The sequence below is a fragment of the Martinezella tropici genome, assembly GCF_008370325.1.
GTDB classification, from domain to species: domain Bacteria; phylum Pseudomonadota; class Alphaproteobacteria; order Rhizobiales; family Rhizobiaceae; genus Rhizobium; species Rhizobium tropici_B.
Map to the genome: position 1 here is coordinate 404916 of NZ_VNIP01000011.1, position 21614 is coordinate 426529.

Here is a 21614-nt window from a genome sequence, read left to right on the forward strand (position 1 = left end):
ATCAGCGATCGATGGCGATCCCGCGGCCGGCAAAGAACCTCTGGAATGTCTCCAGCGGCATTTCCGCATTCTCGCGCGTTGCGTCGATGTGACCGGACGGATTGTGGAAGCGGATCCTGTCTCCATCGATTGATGTCACCAGTACGAGATGGCCGCCCTTGGCCGGCGGCTCGGTCTCGGGCCAGCGAATGGAGTGGTGCACCGAGGCGATAAGAAATTCCGATTGCGCGAGGATATCGGCGATGTCGGTGGCGGAAATGCCGGTGACGACGCGGGCATTCATATCGAAGCGGGCCTTAACGAAGGGAACGAACGGTGCATAGATCAGCCCCTTGATCCGACCATCCGGCTCCTCGATATAGCCGCCATAATCCCTGCATCCCATGGCCAGCTCCATGATCGGGATTGTTTTGCCGGTGCGGGCGGCAAGCACCATCTTCAGGCAGGCCATGCCGCAGAGATTGCCGGCCCAGCGGGCATAGTCCTCGACGCTAAGTGCGCCAGACAAGGCCCATAGGGAGTCCTTCAGCAAGGCAGCCTGCGCGCCTTCGGCCACCACGGCCAGCGTCATATCGGGCGTTTCCCATTGGCTGAAATACGGAACCTTTTGCGTCACCCTTGCGTCCACGATTGCCCTTCCCCGTTGCCCAATCCCGTAGCTGTAAGCTTGATGGGAAATGCGCTAGAAAAATGGCTGTCGGCTTCGATCTGCAGCTGGAGGTGCACTTTGGAACAGCGGTTCACATTCGACAGCATCGCCAGCCTCTACAATACCTCCCGCCCACCCTACCCCGATGCGCTTTTCACCGATATCACCACCTTCGCCGGGCTTGAGGCCAAGGATCAGGTCCTCGAAATCGGCTGCGGCACGGGACAAGCGACGAAGGGTTTTGCCCGTCAGGACCTTTCCGTTCTCGCGCTCGATCCCGGCGCGGAGCTGATCGCAGTCGCGCGGGAAAGATTGGCGGGATTTCTGCAGGTGCAATTCCAGCAAACCACTTTCGAGGCATGGCCGAACGACCGACAGAGCTTCAAGCTAATAGCGGCAGCGCAATCGTTCCATTGGGTTTCCCCTGAACTGCGCTTCGTCAAGACGGCCGCTCTCCTAGCGCCGGGAGGAACACTTGCCGTCTTCGGCAATGTGCCGATGCCGCCCGCGCCGCCGCTTGCCGGAATATTCGCCGATATCTATGCCCGACATGCGCCGCAGCTCGCAGGGCCGCCCGCTGAGGCCTGGTATCTGCCCGAAGGTCCCCTCGCCGAATTGCTACGGCTGTCCGACCATTTCGACACTCAGGTGCATCACCGCTATCGCTGGAGCCGATTGCACACGGCACAGAGCTACACCGACCTGCTGCGCACACTCTCAAGCTACCGGCTTTTGGCCGAGGATCGGAGGGAAGCTTTGCTTTCCGAACTAGCAAGCGCAATCGCTGCCCAAGACGGCGGATTCGAGCTGCATTACGAAACGCATCTGTATCTCGCCAAGCGTTCGGCCGCGACCTGAACAACCCAGGCCTATTTCGCCGGCAGCGCCTTGAGGTAGGCCGCGATCGCCTCGCGGTCGGTTGCCGGCAGGTGGGCGATGTTCTGTTGGACCTCGGCCATCGAGCCGCCGGCGGAATCATAATCCGGCGTGAAACCGGTTTCGAGGTAATTGGCGATGTCGCCGGCGCTCCAGCTGCCGATCGCTTTGGAACCCGGCCTGATATCCGGGATTTGCCCCTTGCCTTCCGGATTGGGCGCGCCCGCCAGCCATTGGCCGCTCACGAAGCCGCCGAGGCTGTCGCGCGGCGTGTGGCATTCGCCGCAATGTCCCGGCCCTTCCACCAGATATTGCCCGCGCTTGATCTTGTCGTCGGCGTTGGCGAGGGCGACGCGCGGCTGATCATTGAAATAGAGGAATTTCCAGCCGCCAAGCGCCAGCCGGATATTGAAGGGAAAGGGCAGCTCGTGCGGCGGGGCGACATTGCTGCTTTTCGGCAGCGTCCTCAGGAAGCCCCAGAGATCGTTGATGTCCTTGTCGCTCATGCGGGCATAAGAGCCATAGGGAAAGGACGGGTAGAGATGCTCGCCATTTTTGCCGACGCCCCGCTTCATGGCATTGCCGAAATCGGCGAGCGTCCAGCTGCCGAGCCCAGCCTTCTCGTCCGGCGTGATATTCGGCACGTGGAAGGTGCCGAAAGGGCTTTTGAGCGCAAGGCCGCCCGAAAGCATCAGCTTGGCGTCCCCTTGTGCCCCGGGAGGCGCGTGACAGCTCGTGCAGCCGCCGGCCCAGAAGACGATCTCGCCGTTCTTGACGTCGGGATTGCCGAGATTGGCCCAATGGCTCGCCGGAAAGGGCGATGGCGCGGTGACGACATAGAATGCGCCGAAGCCAAGGATGATCACGCCGAAAAGGCAAAGTAGCCACCGGACAAACCGCGCCATCATGCTATCCCCTAGCTCCAAACCCGAAAGCTCCGCACCGGCGGTAAGACCGGTGCGGATGCCAAACCATGTTCAAAAGGTCGACCTACCGCTTAGTCTTTCTTGATGCGGTAGGCCTGATGACAGGCGCCACAGCTGCCGCCGAGGGTCTTCAGCGTCGTGCCGACGCCGGCGTTGTCGGCGGGGAGCTGGGCAAGCGCCGTCTCGGCATCGGTGGAAAGCTTGGCGGCCTTTGCCTTGAAGTCATCGAGATTGTCCCAGATCTTCGGATTGACCTCGGCATCATTCTTGTCGCTCTGCGGATTGAATTGATCCGGGAAGGCCTTGGCCGTTTCGGCGATCGTCGTCAGCGACGCCTTGACGATATCGGCATCATAGGGCTTGTCGCCCTTGGCAATCGCGCCCAGAGCGCCGGCGGCGCCACCGATCTTCTTCATCAACCCGATGCGAGAGTCGTGCGTGCCGTCAGCCGCGACGACCGAGCCGAGGGCGATGCCGGCCAGAGCCGTTGCCGCCACAATCGCTTTCCACTTCATTTCGTTCTCCTACCTCTTCCTGGTGATCAAGACTGCATGCGCGGCCGGCGCATGACTACGGCGACATGTTTGCCGGTTTCCCCTCCGGCAATGAAGTCACAAAGTGGTGAGACCTAAGTGAAATCAGTGTCATGCCATCGACACACTCATTCGCCGCATCAGCCCTTATACGATTTTCAAGCCCTCCCAGACCGTAAACACCGAGACAGCAACGAGCAGCAACCCGGCCGCTCGGCCCGCAAATGCCGTTGCCTGCGGATTGGCCACCAACAGACCGCGGCTGCGCCCGGCCGTGATGGCAAGTCCGCCATAGACGGCAAATTGCGTTGCGATGGTCATGGCTCCCATGATGATGGCCTGTATCCACATCGGCCCGTAATCCGGCTTCAGGAACTGGGGATAGACAGCGAAGATGAAGAGATAGGCTTTGGGGTTGATGAGGCAAGTAACCGCACCCTGACGAAAGGCTTTCCAGGCGGAGCGGCTGCCGGCCGGCCCCTCGCCTCCCACGGTGATGGAACTGCGCATCAGCGTGTAACCGATGAAGGCCATATAAGCGCCGCCGGCAATCAGCAGCGGATTGAAGAGGATGGGCACGAAATGCATCAGCAGGCCGATGCCGATGGCGCCGTTCAGCGAATGCACTGCGCCACCCAGCATGATGCCACCCGTCGCGGCAAGGCCGCGATTGCTGCCGCCGGTCAGCGAATTGGCGAGCACGAACAGCATGTCCATGCCCGGCACGATGATGATGCCCAAGAGAAGAATGAAGAAGAGCCAGAGATTTTCTGCGTAACCCATGTCAGTTACCTATCGTCCTCTCTTCGAGTGGAGAAGAGGAAATGGTTGATTTTCAAGCGAATAGGCAGTCTTATAAATCGAGCCAACTGACGGGGTGTTGTCAGTAGCCTTCATCTTGAGGGTAATGAAATGCGCAAGGCATCGCGCCTGTTCGAGATCATCCAGATTCTGCGGCTCGCCAAGCGGCCAGTAACGGGGGCCGATATTGCCGGCCGACTGGAAGTGACGGTGCGCTCGGTCTATCGGGATATCGCAGCACTGCAGGCGATGCGGGTGCCGATCGAGGGCGAACGCGGCATTGGGTATATCCTGCGGCCCGGCTTCGACCTGCCGCCGCTGATGTTCTCGATCGAGGAAATGGAGGCGATCGTGCTGTCGCTGGCGCTATTGGAGCGCACCGGCGACGCCGAGCTGAAACAGGCGGCCAAACGCGTGAGCGCCAAGATCGCCGGCGCCGTGCCGCCGCCGCTGCGCCAGACCCTCGATGCCAATGCGCTGCATGCCTGGGGCTTCGCAGCACCATCGGCCTCGGTGATCGATCTTTCGCTGGTGCGCCGCGCCATTCGCGACGAGGAAAAGCTCGACCTTGCCTATCGCGACGAGCTCGGCCGCGCCACGGAGCGCATCATCCGGCCGATCGCGCTGATCTACTATGCTGAGACAGCCAATATCGTCGCATGGTGCGAACTGCGCCAGGCAATCCGCAATTTCCGCAGCGATCGGATCGAGGATTGCCAGCCTGCCGGGCTCTGGTTCAAGGGCGAAGGCGATAGCCTCAGGCAGATCTGGGTGAATGGTTGGCAAGTAAACACCTCAGCCGCGGCCGGCTGAGGTGCTGCAGATCGCAGAGACTGCGATCACGAATTAAAGGATCATGCCGCCCGAGACTTCGATGCGCTGGCCGTTGACCCATCGGTTGTCATCCGACAGCAGCGAGGCGATCATCGGGCCGATATCGTCGGGCAGGCCGGGGCGGCCGAGTGCCGTCATGGATGCAACCATTCTGTTGACTTCGGGATTGTCGCGGACGATGCCGCCGCTGAAATCCGTCTGGATCGCGCCCGGCGCCACGGTGTTGACCGTAATACCGCGAGGGCCGAGTTCCTTGGCAAGATAGCGCGTCAGAACTTCCACCGCCCCCTTCATGGCCGCATAGGCAGACGAGCCCGGATTGCTGAAGCGGGCAAGGCCGGAGGAAATATTGACGATGCGGCCACCATCATTGATGTGCGGCAGCAGCTTCTGCGTCAGGAAGTACACGCCTTTGAGGTGAACGTTGTAGAGCTTGTCGAACGCGGCTTCGGTCGTTTCCGCGATGGAGGCATGGTAGGAGGTGCCGGCATTGTTGACGAGAGAATCGAAGCGATCGCGGCCCCAATGCTGCTGCACCGCGCTGATGACCTCGGCGACGAAAGCGTCGAAGGATGCGACATCGCCGGCGTCGAGCCGCAAGGCAACAGCCTTTTGGCCAAGCGCTTCGATCTCGGCAACGGCGCTATCGGCTTCTGCCTTATTTGCGTTATAGGTCAGGATGGTATCGACACCGCGGCTTGCGAGATGAATGGCGGTGTTGCGGCCGAGGCCGCGGCTGCCGCCGGTGATGATCGCAATCTTTGTCTTTGATTTATCGGTATTTTCAGTCGTCATTGCCGTTCTCCAAGGACTGTTTGATGGCGGGAATCTACACCTGCAGGGCCATTTTCCTGAATGCCGGAACTCTCGAATTTCTTGCCTATTCCTCCAACCGCCTTGTCCACTGACGTCGCGCTGCTATGATGATGCAATGGCACCCTGCCGCGGAGACCGCCGATGTCGTCAGCCCTTAAAGATGCGATCACGCAATTCATCGAAGCCAATGACAGCGGTGGCAACGGCGTGTTTTCGACGGGCATCGATGGCTTGCACATCATGCGCTCCACCGAGCCGAAGATGCCGCATGCGATGATCTATCGACCAGCGCTCTGCGTGATCGTCCAGGGTGCGAAGCAATTGATGCTGAATGACAGGGTGATCGACTATGCCGAGATGCAGGCTCTCATCATCAGCATCGAGCTGCCCGCAGCCGGCAGGGTGATCCAGGCAAGTGTTGAGAAACCTTATATCGCCATCTTCCTTGAATTCGATGTCGGCATGATGCGCGAGGTGATGGAGCAGATCGACAGACCGCCGAAACCGACGGGCGGCGCCCATCTCGGCATCTTCGTCGAGGATCTCAGCGAACAGCTGGCCGATTGCCTCGCGCGCCTGACCCGCCTGCTTGCGACGCCGAGCGCCATTCCGGTGCTCTACCCGGCGATCATGCGGGAAATCTGCTTCTGGCTGCTTACCGGCCCCAATGGCGGCGAGGTCTGCAAGCTAGTCTTGCCGGATGGGCAGACCCGGCGCATTGCCGACGCTATTCGCTTGCTGCGTGATAATTTCGCGGAGCCAGTGCGGATCGAGCAACTGGCCGCCGCCGCGCGCATGAGCCCCTCGTCCTTCCACCAGCATTTCAAAACGTTGACCTCGATGACCCCTTTGCAATATCAGAAGCAGATGCAGCTGCTCGAGGCCCGCCGACTGATGGTTGCCGGCCAGGCCAATGTGGAGAGCGCGGCTTACCGGGTTGGCTATGAAAGCGCCTCGCAATTCAGCCGCGAATATGCGCGTATGTTCGGCACGCCGCCGAAAAGGGACGTAAGCGAGATGCGGATGGCGGCGGAGTGAGCCTCAGCGCAACGCCAACGTTCTATCGGTCTCGCGGCCGAAGCCGGTGATCTCGAGCCGGTCCTCAAAGACCGACACGATGGCATAGGCGCTGGCGTCCGCAGTGTCGACCATGCCTTTGAAATTGACGAAATAGGTCCCGGCCGACACTCCGAAATTGCCGGCGTGATTGTGGCCGTTGAGGTAGGCGACGACATGGTCGTGCTCGGCCAGAAGCGCCAGTATGCGATCGCTGTTCAAGGCGTTGTGGGCATTCTCCGGGAAGACCGGATAATGGTTCAGGATAATGACCTTCTCGCCCGACGCCTTTGCTTCCCACAGTTTCGCGGCAAGCCAGTCATATTGCACATCACTGATGGCCCCGTTCCAGCGCTGGCCATTGATCGCGCCGGCGTTCTCCAGCGCCCTCATCATATCCTTCGCTTCCTGGCGGCGCGGATCGCCTTCCGGCGGGGCGAAAACGCTGATCTCGTTGCCATCGAGCGCGATGAAGCGGTAGCCGAAATGGCTGAAATCATAATAGGCCGAGAGCATGCCGACGCGCGCCGGTACGGTGCCGAGATGTTCCTGTGCCACCGCGAAATCGTGATTGCCGAGCAGGAAATGCTTGCGATGACGCAAAGCCTGATAGACCGGCAGGATGGCGTCGAAGCTCTTCCATTCGCGGTCGATGATGTCGCCGAGCGTCACGACGAAGGCAAGATCGTGCCGGTTGAATTCCTCTATCGCCTCGCGAAGCTTGCCGAGGCTGTTCGCCGGATAGCGATTGAGGGCCAGATTTGGCTCAAGATCGGCATATTGCGGATCGGCGATGACACCAAAGCGGAATAGCGGTGCGGACGGCATTCGGCCTCCTTGTACGGCTTCCTTGCGCCGGTATGGCGGCACACGGAGGCATCAGTGGCGGCTGGCGGATAAGAAAACACCCGACGTCTGGAAGACGCCGGGTGCGAAAGCCAGCCTATTCGGCAGACCTTACTTCGTTGCGGCTTCGTAGCGCTCCAGGACGTAGTCCCAGTTGATCAGGCTGTCGATGAAGGCTTCGAGGTACTTCGGACGTAGGTTGCGGTAGTCAATGTAGTAGGAGTGTTCCCAAACGTCGACGCCGAGGATCGGGTTGGCGCCATGAACGAGCGGGTTTTCGCCGTTCGGGGTCTTGGAGATTTCGAGCTTGCCGTTCTTGACGGAAACCCATGCCCAGCCGGAGCCGAACTGGGTAGCGCCGGCGGCGGCGAAATCGGCCTTGAACTTGTCATAGCCGCCGAGATCGGAAGCGAAGGCTGCTTCGAGCTTGCCCGGCAGCTTGTTGCCGCCGCCGCCCTTCTTCATCCACTTCCAGAAATGGATGTGATTGTAGTGCTGGGCGGCATTGTTGAAGAGGCCGGCATTGGTGCCGAAAGACTTCTTCACGATCTCTTCGAGCGAGAGATCGGCAAGACCTGCTTCTGCAGCGAGCTTGTTGCCGTTGTCGACGTAAGCCTTGTGGTGCTTGTCGTGGTGATATTCGAGCGTCTCACGCGACATGAAGGGCGAAAGTGCATCGTAATCATAAGGAAGTTCAGGCAATTCGAAAGCCATAGTCATATCTCCTCTTGGCAAAAAATTGCGTCGGCAGGTGATGCGGAACATAGGATCGGTCACCTGGAAGAGCAACCGCCGACATGCCAAAAAAGTTGCGCGCTGGAGGAAAATTTACCTGTCCTTCAGTCAGATAGCACTTATGTCGATCAAGCCGGCATAGACCCGATGTCGCCGCTTAAATTCGGCAATCAACGGCCTATTCGCCCTTTCACCGATGATTGGTCTTATTTAAGCCTCAATCACCCTATAGTTGCGCACTTATCGTTTTGAGCAGTTTAGCTCTTCGCGGCGTCAGAGTTCTCGACCCGCTGATCTCCTCAACCGTATGGTTTTGCTATCGACGGCACAGCCGCCGGCATTTGCCTATGCTAAGCCCGAGGAGAGAGCATGTTCAATGGCATCGTCAAGAATTTTGACTTGGAAAAGGGCTACGGCTTCATTCAGCCGGCGGACGGCAGCGTCGCTATTTTCGTTCACGCGAAGACAGTGGTGAAATCCGGTCTGGAAACGCTCAAGAAAGGTCAGAAACTGATCTTCGAAATCGAGCAGGACGGCATGGGCCGCAGCTCAGTTTCCAAACTCAGATTGGCATGATTGCAACGGAATGCGGCGCTGACCACGGATGTACTGGCAGCCCGCAATCACTGCCTTGGCAATCAAGCCACAATGTTCGGCAAGCGGCATCTCGGCCGTCTTGCCGGACATGCATCTCCCGATAGACCACATGCGCGCAGCGCGCGATGATGACAAGGCCCTTGCAACAGCGGTGGCCGGAAAGACGAAGAGCACCGTGTCCACCCACCGCTTCCCCATCGGCCAGACCGTTCGCCTCAAGAGCAGGAAAGGCCTTTCCCCAAAAGCGGCTGATGTTTACCGGATCACGGCTTTTCTGCCGGCGAGGGACAATTCTCCCCAATATCGCATGCGTAACGACGAAGTCGCCCAGGAACGCGTGAGTCAGGAAGTCGACATCGAGCCAATCGCGACCAACGCAGGAATCGACTAGATCACGCCGCCGCGTCCTTCCGCAGATTGACGATGTGGTGCTAGCCGGCAGCATATGTCATGCGTCGACAACCGGACGGCCAAAGGCTAGGTTCGGCGTACCGCCGTCATTTGGGTGGCACTGGCGAGACCAATCCCGTGAAAATAGCCTGCCTGCACACAGCTGACAGCAATATCAAGATCTATGAGGACGCAGCGAGGCAGCTTGGCTTGCCGCCTGGCGCCCTCTATCACCATGTCCGCGCCGATCTTCTCTTGACTGCGGAGCGGCTGGGCGGACTGACGACCGATATCGTGACGGAAACGGCCGATGTCCTACAGCGCCTTGCGCGGGACGCCGATGCCGTCATCTTCAACTGTTCCACTCTCGGCCCGGCATCCTCACAAGCCGCTACCGCCGCCGCGGTCCCGATCATCAGAGCCGACGGCGTGCTTGCGGATGAGGCTGTGAAAGCTGGCGGCAAGGTGATCGTGTTCTGCACTGTCGAAACGACCATCGGCCCGACCACCAGCCTGTTCGAGGCGGCGGCCAAGGCAACGGGTGCCGAAATCGATGTTCGATTGATCCCCGGCGCATGGGCATTGTTCCGGGCGGGCAATCGACAGGCCTATCTGGCCTCCATCGCCAAATCCGTGGAGGCGACCCATGAAGAAGGGCCTGTCACAGTGGTTTTCGCGCAAGCTTCCATGACCGATGCCGCACGATTGCTCCCAGAGACTCGAGTACGACCCTTGAGTGGCCCGACGGCTGTGCTCGCAGCGGCCATGTCCAGGATCGCTGCCGTTTGAACGGGACTATTGTTTCCACGCAATTCCGGACGGAAGACCGCTACGCAGTTTTCCTGGAATTGCTTTAGATGCTGCGCCCGAAATAGACGTTTACTTCGGCGATGCGGTCGCCGGCGAAGTGAATCATCTCGACATTGCGAAAGCTGCCGCCGGCTATCTTCTCGGCACGATAGCTGACGATAACGTCATCGCCATCCGCCACCAAATGCTCGATATGGATGTCACGAAAGATCTTCTCCTTCGGCCAGCACTGCTCGAAATAGCTCCTCCGGTCGATATGATCGTCGCGCGGGCTGGAAAAGGTGAAATTCCGGGTCAACATCGGATCAACGATATCGGGATGTTGCGCCAGATAGGCGGCAAACAGGCGTCTGACGATATCGCAGCGGACATTTTCGAGAGAGTTCATGATGTGTCTCCTCCTCTGCATCGGCGTAATCATGGTGCCTATGGCAATCTGATTGCAAAATGCAATCGGTTTATAACATGAGCCAGGCGAACCAACAAGGCGCTTTGCGGACTTGGCATTGTCATCCGCGTGGTCCAAACTTCGCAGCACCCCCATATCAACAGAAAGCCATCGCAGTGCCCGAGGCTCATCATCCCATGTTGGAAAAGCTGCGCCGCCTGGCGGCAACGGATAACCGCCCGACGGTCGCGCCGAACGGCATCGGCAGCTATTCGACGCTTTTCACCTTCGTGACGCGCGAACGCGAGCGCATAGCCGGCTCGGCCTTTTCTCAAGTTTCAATCGTCGCCATCCTCGAAGGTTCCAAGGAAATCGTCAGCATGGGACGGCAGCGGCATTTTGCGGCCGGTACGGTGCTCGTCCTGCCGGCCGGGTGGAGCGGCGATGTCGTCAATGATCCCGACCCGCAGACCGGCTTCTATCGGGCGATCTTCATCACCTTTCCCGAGGAACTGACGCGCCGGGCCGCAAAAGCCTTTCCGCCGGCCCAAACCGCATCACAGATCGACCTGCCGCTCGATCCATTGCTGGCCACCGCCATCGGCCATGCCGGCGAAGGCATTGCCAGCGGCAACCTGCCGATCCCGCTGATCGAGCACAGGCTCCTGGAAATACTCATGGTGCTCGGCATGCGCGGCGCCCTGCCCGGCACTCCGGAGACAACCGCCGAGGCGGTGCGGGCGCTGGTGCGCTGGCAGCCGGATCGCCCCTGGACGGCCGATCTCATCGCTGCCGAGCTTGGCACCAGCAACGCGACCTTGCGGCGGCGGCTGTCGCGCGAAGGCACCTCGCTGCGGGATGTGCTGGCGAGCGAGCGGATGGCGCTGGCGACCACCCTTCTTGCCGAAGACGGACTGTCGCTGCGCGAAGCGGCCCTTGCTACCGGCTATCGCTCGCCACGCCGCTTCGCCGATCGACTTCGCAGCGCGTGAGCGTTTCCGACCGCATTTTGAGCGTTTGCGTACGCCGGCGCTCGGCATGAATTTGGTAGACCCAGCCCTCGAAGGCTCACAGGAGCCGCAACACGAAAGGGCAATATCATGAAAACCATGCTCAAAGTTCTGAACGCCACCATCATTGCAGCAGCCGTCGCCACGCCGGCCCTCTCGGCCGATCTCAAGGTGACGTTTGCCAAGAGCAACGGCCGGATGATGCTGCCGGAAAACGCCTCCTGCATTTCGACGGGATCCGACAAGTCGGCTCCTGGGCCGAACAAGAGCCTTGCCGTATCCTGGTCGAAGGGGCCGAAGGGAACGCGCTCCTATGCGTTGACCATGGTCGATCCCGACGTGCCTACGGATTTCTCGCTGTTCAACAAGGCCGACAAGACCATTCCCAAGGATTTCAAGCGGATGGAATTCGTTCACTGGGTGTTGGCCGACATTCCTGCGTCGCGCACCAGCCTCGCAGAAGCTACGGACGGAAACGGCCCCTCGGCGGGCGGCCTGCCGCTCGAGCGCACCGCCTACGGACGGCGCGGCCAGAACGGCGCCGGCGGCGGCAACTTGAAGGACGGGCCGCATGGCGGTTATATGGGCGCCTGCCCTCCCTGGAACGACGAGCGCGTCCACAGCTACCACGTCACCGTCTATGCGCTCGATGTCGACCGACTGAACGTGCCAGACCTCTTCACCCGCGCCGACCTCATCGCCGCTGCAAAGGGTCATATCCTGGCCTCGGGCAGCCGCGAACTGTTTTACACATTGAATGCAAAGGCCGAGAAATGACCGAGACGAGATGGGATGCGGCAGTAACAGCCGAGCCGGAAACCGCTCATTGGATGCGAAACCTGATCATCTGCCTCGTCGGCTCGTTCACGACGATCGTGGCCATGACACTGCTGCTCCCCTTCCTGCCGCTCTATGTCGAAGAGCTCGGCGTCGGCGATAAAGCCGCGATCGTGCAATGGTCAGGCATCGCCTATGGCGCCACCTTCTTTGCCGCCGCTTTCGTCGCGCCGCTCTGGGGGCGGCTCGGCGATATCTACGGCCGTAAGCTGATGCTGATCCGCGCGAGCCTCGGCATGACAGTCGCGATCTCGCTGATGGGCATGGCCGGCAATGTCTGGCAGCTGGTGGCGCTGCGCCTGTTCACCGGTCTTGCCGGCGGCTATGCCTCGGGGTCGATGGTGCTGGTGGCCGCGCAGACGCCGAAGCATCGCTCGGCTTGGGCGCTAGGCACGCTGTCCGCCGGCATCATGGCCGGCAATCTTGTCGGACCGCTGATCGGCGGTGCCCTGCCGCCGATTATCGGCATTCGCGGCACCTTCCTGCTTGCCGGCGGCGTGATCTTCTTCACCTTCCTGGCGACGACCTTCCTGATCAAGGAAGAGAAATCCACGGCTCGGAAGAAGGCGGCGAAGGCAAGCGGCAGCTGGGCCTCCATTCCGGACAAGCGCCCGGTCATCGCCATGCTGTCGCTCGGCCTGCTGCTGATGCTCGCCAATATGTCGATCGAGCCGATCATCACAGTCTATGTCGCGCAGTTCGTCAGCGACACGCAAGTAACGATGGTTTCAGGCGTCGTCATGGCCGCAGCAGCACTCGGCAGCATCCTGTCGGCCTCGTGGCTCGGCAAGCTCGCCGACCGCATCGGCCATTGGAGCGTCATTATGGCCGCCCTTGCTGTTGCGGCGCTCTTGTTGATCCCGCAGGCTTTCGTGACCTCCGCCTGGCAGTTGATCGCGCTGCGCTTCCTGATGGGCGTAGCGCTCGGCGGCCTTTTGCCCTGCATTACCGCCGTCATCCGCCACAATGTTCCGGATGGGGCGACTGGCAGCATCCTCGGCCTTTCCATCTCGTCCCAATATGTCGGCCAGGTGGCAGGCCCCGTCATGGGCGGCTTTGTCGGTGGGCACATCGGTATGCGCGCCGTGTTCCTCGGAACCTGCGTGCTACTGGCGATCGGCGCCGTCTATTGCTGGTGGGTGCGCCCGAAGAAAGAGACAGAGTAACACCGTCAGCGAAAATCGCTGGCCGTCAGGATGTAGAGGCGCCGCCGCGTGTAGCCGTAGGCTTTCGCCGCGGCCTTCTGGATCACATCGCGCCCGGCATCGAAGGCGGCAAGATAGCCTGCTTCGGTGCTGGCACCCGGAAAGACATTCGCATCAACGAGAAATGGAACCTCGAACATGCCGTCATAACCGATGAAACGGATACGCTTTGTCGAAGCGTCGTAGCTGCGGCTGCGGTTGGGAAAACTCAGGCTCATCGTCGACAACCTCATAACAAAACAAATCCAGCCGACCGACGAAGGCCGACGGCTTCAATCGCTTCCGATGTCACCAGGTCAATCCGAACAGCATCGAATAGATGACGAACCCAACCGCCGCGACGACACAGAGCTGCAAGAACAGCCCGTAGTAGTCGAAAAGATAGACAGAAGGAGGAAGAGAGATTTTCATGGCGGCCTCCTTAGTGGTTATGCCGACCACATTCAGAATAGCACAGAAACGGCTTTTACGCCGTTTATTTCGGATTGAGTTCACGCGTAAATATTGTCGACTTGGATCTTTGCCTTAGTCCCGACAGCATTGGAGAAATGCGGTGCTTCCGACTTTTGAAACCGACCGCCTGATCCTGCGTCCGCGCATTATGAAGGATATCGACGATTGCCTGGCTATGGATCGCGATCCGGAAGTAACACGCTTCATTCCAGGCCCGTGGCAGGACGAGGATGCGCACCGAACCTTCGTGAAAGGTCGGATCGAAGCGGATTTCGGCAATGGCCTGGGTTATTGGTCGATCCGCGCCAGAGAAAATCCCGAGCAGTTCCTCGGCTGGATATTGCTGATACCCGCCGACGCTATCGGGCCTGATATCGAGATCGGATGGCGGCGAACAGACTTGCCTGGGGCAAGGGCTATGCGACGGAGGCGGCAAAGCCCGTTCTTGACCACGCCTTCCAGACACTCAAACTCGATCGCGTCATTGCCGATATCGCCCCAGGGAACGCGGCATCCGTCCGCGTCGCACAAAAGCTCGGCCTGTCGCAGCCGCGCAAGATGACTTATCACGACGAGGCCTTCGCTTCCTACAGCATGACGAGGGCTGCCTTCGAAGCCGAGACCGCGAGGCAATGATCCATCGCCTCGGCGGTCGACGGTTGCTCACTCTTCGCTGACGCTGCGCCCATGCGCCCAATTCATGTAAAGCTCCAGCGCCTTGCGGGCGACAGGCCCTTCCTGGAATTCTCGATCATCGAGGCGATTGACGCTGACGACCTTGGAATAATTGCCTGTCGTGAAGATCTCGTCGGCAGCCATGAACTGTTCGACGGACAGGGTCTCCTCGCGAACATCGAAACCTTCCTGGCGCAGCAGGCCGATGACGCGGGCGCGGGTGATGCCGGCAAGGAAGGTGCGGTTGGCAACCGGCGTATAGACGATGCCATCCTTGACCATGAAGACGTTGGAGGATGCCGTCTCGACGACATTGCCGTTCATGTCGCGCACGAGCGCATTGTTGAAACCGCGGCTCCGCGCTTCCAGGATCATGCGGCCGCTGTTCGGATAAAGCGAACCGGCCTTGGCGTCGGTCATCGCCGTTTCCGGCGACGGGCGGCGGAAGGGCGAGACTGTCAGCGTAATGCCGCCGGTGCCGCCGAGCGGCGCCTCGAAGAGGCAGAGGGCGAAGCGTGTCGATTCCGCATCGACGGCGACGACGTTGCCCGGCGAGCCGTGCTCACCCCAATACATCGGTTTGATGTAGATCGGCGTCTTGCCGTCGAATTTCCTGATGCCTTCCCAGGCGAGCGCCTCGATCTCTTCAGCCGCCTTCACCGGATTGAGCCCCATGGCCACAGCCGAACGATTGATGCGGTGGCAGTGCAGATCGAGATCGGGCGCGATGCCATCGAACCAGCGTGCACCGTCGAACACCGTCGAGCCAAGCCACATGGCATGCGAGGTCGGCCCGATCAGCGGCGGATTGCCGGAAAGCCATTCTCCTTCGACATAGGTCCAGGTGGTGGTGCGGGGCGATGTATCGACTGCCATGGTGGTTCCTCTCTTAAGTGGCGAGAAGCAAATAACCGCACAATCCCTGGGTCAAGCGGAAACTACGCGGCAAAATTCATTTGCAACAAAGCGCCCGATACCGCATTCACAGCGCAATTTTCATGCGTCGAAACAACAGCTTGACGAATAGATCCATCAGGGAAAATGATCGATCGGACAGATCTCAGCGAAGAACGAGAATTCCCATGAAAGCCATGTATTACGAGGCCTTTGAGGCAACGCCCGAAATCCGCACCCTGCCCGATCCGACACCAGGCGAGGACGGCGTCGTCATCGCCGTCGGCGCGACCGGGCTTTGCCGCAGCGACTGGCATGGCTGGATGGGTCATGATTCGGATATCAAGCTGCCGCATGTGCCGGGCCATGAGCTTGCCGGCAAGGTGGTGGCGACCGGCCGCGGCGTCGTCCGCTTCAAGGTCGGCGATCGCGTCACCGTTCCCTTCGTATCGGGCTGCGGCCATTGCGCCGAATGCCATTCCGGCAATCAGCAGGTTTGCCCCAGCCAGTTCCAGCCCGGCTTTACCCACTGGGGTTCCTTCGCCGAATATGTCGCCATCGACTATGCCGACACCAATCTCGTCCACCTGCCCGAGACGGTCGATGACGCGACAGCGGCGAGCCTCGGCTGCCGCTTTGCCACCTCCTTCCGCGCCGTTGCCGACCAGGCCAGGACCCGTCCCGGCGAATGGATCGCCGTGCATGGCTGCGGAGGCGTCGGCCTATCGGCGATCATGATCGCCAGCGCGCTTGGCGCCAATGCCATCGCCATCGACATTTCCGACGAGAAGCTTGCCTTCGCCCGCGAGTGCGGCGCGGTGGCGACGATCAATGCGGCAGAGATCGCCAATGTGGCGGAGGCGGTGCGCGAGATCACCAAGGGCGGCGCGCACGTCTCGATCGATGCGCTCGGCCATCCCACGACCTGCTTCAACTCCATCAAGAACCTGCGACGGCGCGGCCGGCATGTGCAGGTCGGCCTGATGCTCGGTGACTATGCGACGCCACAGATCCCGATGGCGCAGGTCATCGGCCATGAGCTCGAGATCTACGGCAGCCACGGCATGCAGGCCTGGCGCTACGATGCCATGCTCGACATGCTCGCCGCCGGCAAGATCGCGCCGCAGAAGCTGATCGGCCGCAGGATAAGCCTGGAAGAGGCCGTTCCGGCGCTGATGACCCTGGATAAGGCCGAAGGCAAAGGCATCAGCGTTATTACACGGTTCTGATATATCCCGGTGCTATGCGCATCGGGGGAAACGGCAATCTAGGAAGAGGATATGCTCATGGCATGGTCTGCCGGCCAATATGTTAAATTCGAGGATGAACGCACGCGCCCGGCACGGGACCTTTTGGCGCAGGTGCCGCTGGAGCGCGTCGAACAAGCGATCGACCTCGGTTGCGGCCCCGGCAATTCGACCGAGCTGATCGTCGAACGATACGGTGCCACGAATGTCTCCGGCCTCGACAGTGACGACAACATGCTGGAGGCCGCGCGCAAGCGCCTGCCCGGCACGAATTTCGTCAAGGCCGATCTTGCCACGTGGCGGCCGCAAGAACCCGTGGATCTACTCTTTGCCAACGCCGTGTTTCAGTGGCTACCTGATCATCTCGATATTCTCGATCATCTGATGGACGGACTGAAGCCCGGCGGTGTGCTTGCCGTTCAGATGCCTGATAATCTGACCGAGCAGAGCCATCTGATGATGGAGGAGACCGGCAAGCACGGACCCTGGAGCGATGCTTTCGCAAAGAAAAGCGTGCGGCGCAATCCGCTGCCGGCACCCTCGGTCTATTACAACAGGTTGATCGGCAAATCGGCCCGGGTCGATATCTGGCACACCAACTACAATCACGCGCTGGAGAATGCCGCGGCCATCGTCGAATGGATGAAGGGCACGGGCCTGCGGCCCTACCTCGACCATGCCGGCGCAGAGCATCGCGATGCCTTCGCTGCCGAATATCTGAAGCACATCGAAAAGGCCTATCCGCCGCTCGTCGACGGCAAGGTGCTGCTGCGATTTCCCCGGTTTTTCATGGTAGCGGTGAAGAAATAGGCAGTTTGCCAGCGCTCCGATCTTGGCTGGCGGCGGTGCGTCGATCCCATCGACAACCGGCGTCAGCCCGCGCTAGAACACCTGCAGCCGAGGCTAAAACAGCAACAGGCCCGAGGAGATAGTCGATGCCCCCCAGAAATCCGCTCCATGTTTGTCAGAAGGAGATGCGCCTATGACCACCCCCGACGTCGCGCCCGCCCCACCCCTGACATTCGTGATTTTCGGCGCTGCCGGCGATCTTACCCGGCGCCTGCTGATCCCGACGCTGATCAACATGACCCGCAGCGGGCTCGTCGGAGAGGATTTGCACATTCTCGGTGTCGGCATAGAGACCGGCGGCGTCGACATGCTGCTGGACCGCCTGGAATCATTCCTGAAGACCTCCGGCGACATGGACGATCCGGAACGGCAAGCGGCATGGCAAAGCCTGCGCAAGCGCATCAGCTACATCTCGGGCGACTTCACGCAGAATGGCGTCTACAAGGAGATTACCGATCACCTCTCGCATGCGCCAAGCGCCAATGCGGCTTTCTATTTTGCCGTGCCGCCGCGCTTCTTCGGCGATATCGCCGAAAAGCTCTCCGAAAACGGGCTGATGAACGAGGCGACCGGCGCCTTCCGCCGCATCGCGATCGAAAAGCCCTTCGGCCATGATCTTGCCTCCGCACAAGCGCTGAATGCGCGGCTTCTCAATCATGTTGCGGAAAGCCAGATCTATCGCATCGATCATTTCCTCGGCAAGGAAACCGTCCAGAACATCATGACGACGCGCTTCGCCAACATGATGATCGAGGCGCTATGGAACAACAACTATATCGACCACGTGCAGATCACGGCGGCCGAGGTGGTCGATGTCGGCATGCGCGGCAAGTTCTACGATGCGACCGGCGCGCTGCGCGACATGGTGCCGAACCATCTCTTTCAGCTGCTGGCCATGGTGGCGATGGAGCCGCCGAACAGCTTCGATGCGGAATCGATCCGCAACGAAAAGGGCAAGGTGCTGAAAGCCCTGCGCCTCTATTCGCGCGAGGAAGCGGCCAAGAACGGCGTGCGCGGCGCCTATACGGCCGGTCCGCTCGCCGGACACGATCTGCCCGCCTATACCGAGACCGCAGACGTCGCGCCTGACAGCAATACCGAAACCTTCGTGGCGCTGAAGCTGTTCGTCGATACCTGGCGCTGGGCCGGCGTGCCCTTCTACCTGCGCACCGGCAAGGCGATGAAGGCACGCGATACGGAAGTGGTCATCACCTTCCGGCAGGTGCCTTTCGCCCAATTCCCACGCCACGAATCCCGCCCCGAATTGCCGCCGAACAGGCTCATCATCCAGGTGCAGCCCGACGAGGGACTAGACATGGAAATCTCGATCAAGTCGCCGGGGCTGGTGCTGAAAACCGCGCCGGTCTCGCTCGACTTCCGCTATGCCGACAATTTCGATATCGGCAAGCAGACCGGCTATGAAAGCCTGTTTTACGAACTCTTCGTCGGCGACCAGACCCTGTTCCAGCGCGCCGACGGCATCGAAGCCGGCTGGGCGGCCGTGCAGCCCTTCCTCGACCTCTGGGCAGAAGGCGTCAGGCCCGACCCCTATGCGCCTGGCAGCACGGGTCCTGCCTGCGCCGACGAACTCATCGAACGCGACGGCCGCACATGGCATCAGATCGACGGAACGCCGAAGGGCAGAAAAGTTTAGGACCGAAAGGGTCGGTGTCCATGGATACCGGCCCAGACAGCCGCAACCTTATCAGTTCTTCGCCGTCGATTTTGAACAGTCCACTGCGGCAATTGTGAAGTTGTCCGAATTTTGAATCGTCTCTCTAAGGACGGCACAGCCAGTCGCCGCTTCCATCGCTTTCACGTTGCCAGCGTAGATGGTCGGATCAATAACAAGCAGCGATGCTCCAGTAGGGCGATTTAGACCCGCTTGCCAGGAATTCTTGTTCGAAAGCGGCCTGACCGAATATTCGACACCGTCAATTTTAACAACTTTTGATCCTGGGAAATAGCTTGAAACACCTTGGCAACCAGCCAATCCAATAAGTGCAAATACTGTAAAAAACCGTTTCATGTTATACTTTTACCCCGAAAAGAGTTTTGATATCGATTATAATGTGCGCGCAAGAGTTGCAAGCCCGCTTCGGTGTGCGACGTATATACATTTGCGCGGGGGATAAGCCCTGGTGATCACATTGATCGGCCTATCGCCGACAACGGCTTTGTCGCTCTCGGATAGCGCAGGTCACCTTACTTATGCGGTTAACGCAATCCGAACCTGCAATGCACTCCCCATGAAGGGGCGGTCCGCGGCGCCGCCCTGACCATGGCCCATGGCCCATCGTTCAGGCCATATGGTGCGCTCGAGACCAGTTGCCGAAGCGCCCTTGAGCGAGCTCCATCCATGGTCGGTCAGCATACGAAAGAGCATGCCACCAGGCCCCATGCCGGCGTGCAGGGCAATATCGATATCGAATGGATGGCCCGGAGCGAGATCAGGTCCGAACCAGTAATGCGGACTACGGCCGGGATCGCGGCCAAGGACCAATGTCAATGTCTGTTGGGAACCACGCAGGCCCAGCCAGACGGGGGCGATCTCCTGGTTTTCGAAAGCAGAAAATAGCGTTTGCGCCGGTGCATGCGCCTCGTCCGCCAAGCATCCGGAGATCCGGAGATGAACGATATAGTTGTCGCCCTTGAGACCGCTAAAATCGGCTCCATTCAATCCGGGCGACAAATGTCGCAACGTTTCGGCTGATTTGAGCGGCCATTGCAGCCGCTCGCGAACGATGCCGTCGGTATCGAGCACTTGATAGCGAAATCCGTCCGCGTCCAATGCAGCCTGGATACAATGGAGATATTCCACGCCTTCCGGCATCCGGTGCGCTGTCCCTGCTCCCGCCGTGCAAAGCTGCAAGACGCCGCGGTGAACCTGAACGTCGAAGACCAGCATATGACTGCAGACATAAGCCAGGACATCGGTCTCCACGAGAATATCCCAGAACGGCTTTGCATATTCGTGACCGATTTCCCGTTGGTATGTGCCGGAATAGCCGTTGACGGGAAAAACAGGGTGATGACCCAGCACGATCTTATGTTTGGCATCAGAATGCGCCTTCAGCGTCGCTTCCAACCATTTCGTCTCGACATGCCCTTCACCGCCGAGCCCAGTCCACAACGTATGCACGAACACCAGCAGCAGATCGCCGCGACGAACCCAGTAGGATAGTCCCTCCTGACCTCCTGGCCCGTTCTCCGGCAGCTGAAGCAGCTCGCGGAAAATCCGCTCGCTCATCTCGTCATAGGTCGTATGGTTGCCTGTCGTATGCCAAAGCGGCGTTTTCTGGCGATCGAGCCACGCCATCTCGTGATCGAGCCAATGCCGCCATTGCGCCCGCAATGCTTCCGGATCCGCCGTTAGCCCGATGATCTCGTCTCCCGGAAACAGAATGAATTCCGGCGGCGGATCCAACAGGCGCACCACCGCATTGACCGCGGCAAACGTCTTTTCATGCAGTGCGCCGGGGATGCCGGAACAGGAATCGCCGTAGAGAACGAATTGGTGGCCCGGCCCCGTGGGCACAAGCGAAGAGACGGAACCTACCGGCATGAAGCGACCTCTCCAAAAACGACGGCCCTCGCCCGTGTCAGAGCGAAGGCCGGAAGATTAAAGGAACGAGCACCGATACGGCGGGCTCCGCATGCACAGTTTCGGGACCGAGGCTCTATCGAACCGTCCGCGCGGACGGCTTTCAACGCCCAAGAAGGCGCTACCCTTACCTCAGATGAACTGGTGCAGGCCCGGGACGGAGTTGACGACCTGGTCGACCACCTCATCGCCGGCATGCTGGCGGGCGGTTGCAATCGTCTCCTTGGCGAGCGAGGTGATTTCGCCCATGCTGAGGCCGCTGCTCATCAGCTGCTGGCCGAGCGCCATCAGGCCGCCGCCACCGCCAACGGCGCTGAGCAGGCCGCCCAGCAGACCGCCACCACCGGTTTCCTCGCCATTATACTGCGCAACGAGATCGGAGGCGCCGGGAATAGATTCGATCATCTTGGTGACGGGACCATCCGGAGCTTCGCGCTGCAGGAAGCCGAGAATCATGCCGACGGCCTTTTCTGCGAGGTCGGGAGCGATGCCGGCTTTGGTCGCGATCTGATCAATAACTTCGTTCACTGTGGCCTCCTGCCTTTACGACGTTAACGTCAACGTAACTGAATGAAGCAACCGG

Annotated in this window: 27 protein-coding genes and 1 pseudogene; 14 read left to right on the forward strand and 14 right to left on the reverse strand. The window is 60.1% G+C overall.

The window, feature by feature from the left end:
• Position 1: 1 nt before the first annotated feature.
• On the reverse strand, positions 2-628 hold the full coding sequence (locus FP026_RS22845; protein WP_149636869.1) for a C39 family peptidase: 627 nt from the start codon (positions 626-628) through the stop codon (positions 2-4).
• Between the two features lie 99 nt (positions 629-727).
• On the opposite strand from FP026_RS22845, the gene FP026_RS22850 reads away from it, so the two are divergent.
• Positions 728-1507, forward strand: coding sequence for a class I SAM-dependent methyltransferase (locus FP026_RS22850; protein WP_149636870.1), 780 nt, complete (start codon positions 728-730; stop codon positions 1505-1507).
• Positions 1508-1518: 11 nt separating this feature from the next.
• On the opposite strand, the gene FP026_RS22855 is transcribed toward FP026_RS22850, so the two are convergent.
• From FP026_RS22855 to FP026_RS22865, 3 genes are all read right to left on the reverse strand, one after another.
• Positions 1519-2433 (reverse strand): c-type cytochrome, encoded by a 915-nt coding sequence (locus FP026_RS22855; RefSeq protein ID WP_149636871.1) that lies wholly within the window; start codon positions 2431-2433, stop codon positions 1519-1521.
• 89 nt (positions 2434-2522) lie between these two features.
• Positions 2523-2966, reverse strand: coding sequence for a c-type cytochrome (locus FP026_RS22860; protein ID WP_149636872.1), 444 nt, complete (start codon positions 2964-2966; stop codon positions 2523-2525).
• Between the two features lie 165 nt (positions 2967-3131).
• On the reverse strand, positions 3132-3767 hold the full coding sequence (locus FP026_RS22865; protein WP_149636873.1) for a LysE family translocator: 636 nt from the start codon (positions 3765-3767) through the stop codon (positions 3132-3134).
• A 129-nt stretch (positions 3768-3896) separates the two neighbouring features.
• Here FP026_RS22865 and FP026_RS22870 point away from each other — a divergent pair, with 129 nt between their 5' ends.
• Complete coding sequence (locus tag FP026_RS22870; RefSeq protein ID WP_149636874.1) at positions 3897-4598, forward strand: helix-turn-helix transcriptional regulator; 702 nt, start codon at positions 3897-3899, stop codon at positions 4596-4598.
• A 33-nt stretch (positions 4599-4631) separates the two neighbouring features.
• Here the strand turns inward: FP026_RS22870 and FP026_RS22875 are convergent, their stop codons facing one another.
• On the reverse strand, positions 4632-5414 hold the full coding sequence (locus FP026_RS22875; RefSeq protein WP_149636875.1) for an SDR family NAD(P)-dependent oxidoreductase: 783 nt from the start codon (positions 5412-5414) through the stop codon (positions 4632-4634).
• 162 nt (positions 5415-5576) lie between these two features.
• On the opposite strand from FP026_RS22875, the gene FP026_RS22880 reads away from it, so the two are divergent.
• Complete coding sequence (locus FP026_RS22880) at positions 5577-6473, forward strand: AraC family transcriptional regulator (RefSeq protein ID WP_149636876.1); 897 nt, start codon at positions 5577-5579, stop codon at positions 6471-6473.
• 3 nt (positions 6474-6476) lie between these two features.
• On the opposite strand, the gene FP026_RS22885 is transcribed toward FP026_RS22880, so the two are convergent.
• Both FP026_RS22885 and FP026_RS22890 read right to left on the reverse strand, forming a co-directional pair.
• Positions 6477-7319 carry a metallophosphoesterase gene (locus FP026_RS22885; RefSeq protein ID WP_149636877.1) on the reverse strand — a complete coding sequence of 281 codons (843 nt, stop codon included), beginning with the start codon at positions 7317-7319 and terminating at the stop codon, positions 6477-6479.
• Positions 7320-7448: 129 nt separating this feature from the next.
• The gene (locus FP026_RS22890; protein ID WP_112340320.1) at positions 7449-8051 is read right to left on the reverse strand and encodes a superoxide dismutase; all 603 of its coding nucleotides are present in this window, start codon (positions 8049-8051) and stop codon (positions 7449-7451) included.
• 390 nt (positions 8052-8441) lie between these two features.
• Here FP026_RS22890 and FP026_RS22895 point away from each other — a divergent pair, with 390 nt between their 5' ends.
• The 3 genes from FP026_RS22895 (at position 8442) to FP026_RS22905 (ending at position 9848) form a co-directional block, all read left to right on the forward strand.
• Complete coding sequence (locus tag FP026_RS22895; RefSeq protein WP_149636878.1) at positions 8442-8648, forward strand: cold-shock protein; 207 nt, start codon at positions 8442-8444, stop codon at positions 8646-8648.
• A 196-nt stretch (positions 8649-8844) separates the two neighbouring features.
• Positions 8845-9060 carry a hypothetical protein gene (locus tag FP026_RS22900; protein WP_149637181.1) on the forward strand — a complete coding sequence of 72 codons (216 nt, stop codon included), beginning with the start codon at positions 8845-8847 and terminating at the stop codon, positions 9058-9060.
• A gap of 137 nt (positions 9061-9197) precedes the next feature.
• Complete coding sequence (locus FP026_RS22905; RefSeq protein ID WP_149636879.1) at positions 9198-9848, forward strand: aspartate/glutamate racemase family protein; 651 nt, start codon at positions 9198-9200, stop codon at positions 9846-9848.
• 64 nt (positions 9849-9912) lie between these two features.
• Here the strand turns inward: FP026_RS22905 and FP026_RS22910 are convergent, their stop codons facing one another.
• On the reverse strand, positions 9913-10257 hold the full coding sequence (locus tag FP026_RS22910) for a nuclear transport factor 2 family protein (protein ID WP_149636880.1): 345 nt from the start codon (positions 10255-10257) through the stop codon (positions 9913-9915).
• A 176-nt stretch (positions 10258-10433) separates the two neighbouring features.
• Here FP026_RS22910 and FP026_RS22915 point away from each other — a divergent pair, with 176 nt between their 5' ends.
• From FP026_RS22915 to FP026_RS22925, 3 genes are all read left to right on the forward strand, one after another.
• Positions 10434-11249: a helix-turn-helix domain-containing protein gene (locus FP026_RS22915; protein ID WP_149636881.1), complete on the forward strand. Its 816-nt coding sequence runs from the start codon at positions 10434-10436 to the stop codon at positions 11247-11249.
• A gap of 108 nt (positions 11250-11357) precedes the next feature.
• The gene (locus FP026_RS22920; protein ID WP_149636882.1) at positions 11358-12044 is read left to right on the forward strand and encodes a YbhB/YbcL family Raf kinase inhibitor-like protein; all 687 of its coding nucleotides are present in this window, start codon (positions 11358-11360) and stop codon (positions 12042-12044) included.
• Entirely contained in the window at positions 12041-13270 is a 1230-nt protein-coding gene (locus FP026_RS22925) for an MFS transporter (RefSeq protein WP_149636883.1), read from the forward strand. Before FP026_RS22920 ends, FP026_RS22925 begins: the two co-directional genes overlap by 4 nt.
• A 5-nt stretch (positions 13271-13275) precedes the next feature.
• Here the strand turns inward: FP026_RS22925 and FP026_RS22930 are convergent, their stop codons facing one another.
• Both FP026_RS22930 and FP026_RS30770 read right to left on the reverse strand, forming a co-directional pair.
• Complete coding sequence (locus FP026_RS22930) at positions 13276-13527, reverse strand: DUF1488 domain-containing protein (protein ID WP_149636884.1); 252 nt, start codon at positions 13525-13527, stop codon at positions 13276-13278.
• A 70-nt stretch (positions 13528-13597) separates the two neighbouring features.
• Positions 13598-13720: a hypothetical protein gene (locus tag FP026_RS30770; protein ID WP_281408608.1), complete on the reverse strand. Its 123-nt coding sequence runs from the start codon at positions 13718-13720 to the stop codon at positions 13598-13600.
• A gap of 217 nt (positions 13721-13937) precedes the next feature.
• Here FP026_RS30770 and FP026_RS30970 point away from each other — a divergent pair.
• Positions 13938-14093: pseudogene (locus tag FP026_RS30970) on the forward strand (GNAT family N-acetyltransferase); the annotation flags it as partial.
• A 53-nt stretch (positions 14094-14146) separates the two neighbouring features.
• The gene (locus FP026_RS30975; RefSeq protein WP_281408609.1) at positions 14147-14398 is read left to right on the forward strand and encodes a GNAT family N-acetyltransferase; all 252 of its coding nucleotides are present in this window, start codon (positions 14147-14149) and stop codon (positions 14396-14398) included.
• A 27-nt stretch (positions 14399-14425) separates the two neighbouring features.
• Here FP026_RS30975 and FP026_RS22940 read toward each other — a convergent pair whose 3' ends face one another.
• Positions 14426-15313 (reverse strand): branched-chain amino acid aminotransferase, encoded by an 888-nt coding sequence (locus tag FP026_RS22940; protein ID WP_149636885.1) that lies wholly within the window; start codon positions 15311-15313, stop codon positions 14426-14428.
• A gap of 206 nt (positions 15314-15519) precedes the next feature.
• Here FP026_RS22940 and FP026_RS22945 point away from each other — a divergent pair, with 206 nt between their 5' ends.
• The 3 genes from FP026_RS22945 (at position 15520) to zwf (ending at position 19081) form a co-directional block, all read left to right on the forward strand.
• Positions 15520-16560 carry a zinc-dependent alcohol dehydrogenase family protein gene (locus tag FP026_RS22945; RefSeq protein ID WP_149636886.1) on the forward strand — a complete coding sequence of 347 codons (1041 nt, stop codon included), beginning with the start codon at positions 15520-15522 and terminating at the stop codon, positions 16558-16560.
• Between the two features lie 57 nt (positions 16561-16617).
• Positions 16618-17388: a trans-aconitate 2-methyltransferase gene (gene tam / locus FP026_RS22950; protein WP_149636887.1), complete on the forward strand. Its 771-nt coding sequence runs from the start codon at positions 16618-16620 to the stop codon at positions 17386-17388.
• A 172-nt stretch (positions 17389-17560) separates the two neighbouring features.
• On the forward strand, positions 17561-19081 hold the full coding sequence (gene zwf, locus FP026_RS22955; RefSeq protein WP_149636888.1) for a glucose-6-phosphate dehydrogenase: 1521 nt from the start codon (positions 17561-17563) through the stop codon (positions 19079-19081).
• Positions 19082-19132: 51 nt separating this feature from the next.
• On the opposite strand, the gene FP026_RS22960 is transcribed toward zwf, so the two are convergent.
• The 3 genes from FP026_RS22960 to FP026_RS22970 all read right to left on the reverse strand — a co-directional run bounded on the left by FP026_RS22960 (position 19133) and on the right by FP026_RS22970 (position 21559).
• Complete coding sequence (locus FP026_RS22960; RefSeq protein WP_149636889.1) at positions 19133-19456, reverse strand: hypothetical protein; 324 nt, start codon at positions 19454-19456, stop codon at positions 19133-19135.
• A 180-nt stretch (positions 19457-19636) separates the two neighbouring features.
• Positions 19637-20992 carry a metallophosphoesterase family protein gene (locus tag FP026_RS22965; protein WP_149636890.1) on the reverse strand — a complete coding sequence of 452 codons (1356 nt, stop codon included), beginning with the start codon at positions 20990-20992 and terminating at the stop codon, positions 19637-19639.
• Positions 20993-21163: 171 nt separating this feature from the next.
• A complete protein-coding gene (locus FP026_RS22970; RefSeq protein WP_149636891.1) occupies positions 21164-21559 on the reverse strand; it encodes a hypothetical protein in 396 nt (131 codons plus the stop codon).
• Positions 21560-21614: the final 55 nt, after the last annotated feature.

Coding starts and splice junctions, on each gene's coding strand:
- tam (WP_149636887.1), top strand. CDS start 16,618: ATGGCATGGTCTGCCGGCCAATATGTTAAATTCGAGGATGAACGCACG.
- FP026_RS22910 (WP_149636880.1), bottom strand. CDS start 10,257: ATGAACTCTCTCGAAAATGTCCGCTGCGATATCGTCAGACGCCTGTTT.
- FP026_RS22960 (WP_149636889.1), bottom strand. CDS start 19,456: ATGAAACGGTTTTTTACAGTATTTGCACTTATTGGATTGGCTGGTTGC.
- FP026_RS22965 (WP_149636890.1), bottom strand. CDS start 20,992: ATGCCGGTAGGTTCCGTCTCTTCGCTTGTGCCCACGGGGCCGGGCCAC.
- FP026_RS30975 (WP_281408609.1), top strand. CDS start 14,147: ATGGCGGCGAACAGACTTGCCTGGGGCAAGGGCTATGCGACGGAGGCG.
- FP026_RS22945 (WP_149636886.1), top strand. CDS start 15,520: ATGAAAGCCATGTATTACGAGGCCTTTGAGGCAACGCCCGAAATCCGC.
- FP026_RS22875 (WP_149636875.1), bottom strand. CDS start 5,414: ATGACGACTGAAAATACCGATAAATCAAAGACAAAGATTGCGATCATC.
- FP026_RS22940 (WP_149636885.1), bottom strand. CDS start 15,313: ATGGCAGTCGATACATCGCCCCGCACCACCACCTGGACCTATGTCGAA.
- FP026_RS22860 (WP_149636872.1), bottom strand. CDS start 2,966: ATGAAGTGGAAAGCGATTGTGGCGGCAACGGCTCTGGCCGGCATCGCC.
- FP026_RS22895 (WP_149636878.1), top strand. CDS start 8,442: ATGTTCAATGGCATCGTCAAGAATTTTGACTTGGAAAAGGGCTACGGC.
- FP026_RS22930 (WP_149636884.1), bottom strand. CDS start 13,527: ATGAGCCTGAGTTTTCCCAACCGCAGCCGCAGCTACGACGCTTCGACA.
- zwf (WP_149636888.1), top strand. CDS start 17,561: ATGACCACCCCCGACGTCGCGCCCGCCCCACCCCTGACATTCGTGATT.
- FP026_RS30770 (WP_281408608.1), bottom strand. CDS start 13,720: ATGAAAATCTCTCTTCCTCCTTCTGTCTATCTTTTCGACTACTACGGG.
- FP026_RS22925 (WP_149636883.1), top strand. CDS start 12,041: ATGACCGAGACGAGATGGGATGCGGCAGTAACAGCCGAGCCGGAAACC.
- FP026_RS22870 (WP_149636874.1), top strand. CDS start 3,897: ATGCGCAAGGCATCGCGCCTGTTCGAGATCATCCAGATTCTGCGGCTC.
- FP026_RS22920 (WP_149636882.1), top strand. CDS start 11,358: ATGAAAACCATGCTCAAAGTTCTGAACGCCACCATCATTGCAGCAGCC.
- FP026_RS22865 (WP_149636873.1), bottom strand. CDS start 3,767: ATGGGTTACGCAGAAAATCTCTGGCTCTTCTTCATTCTTCTCTTGGGC.
- FP026_RS22890 (WP_112340320.1), bottom strand. CDS start 8,051: ATGGCTTTCGAATTGCCTGAACTTCCTTATGATTACGATGCACTTTCG.
- FP026_RS22880 (WP_149636876.1), top strand. CDS start 5,577: ATGTCGTCAGCCCTTAAAGATGCGATCACGCAATTCATCGAAGCCAAT.
- FP026_RS22855 (WP_149636871.1), bottom strand. CDS start 2,433: ATGATGGCGCGGTTTGTCCGGTGGCTACTTTGCCTTTTCGGCGTGATC.
- FP026_RS22885 (WP_149636877.1), bottom strand. CDS start 7,319: ATGCCGTCCGCACCGCTATTCCGCTTTGGTGTCATCGCCGATCCGCAA.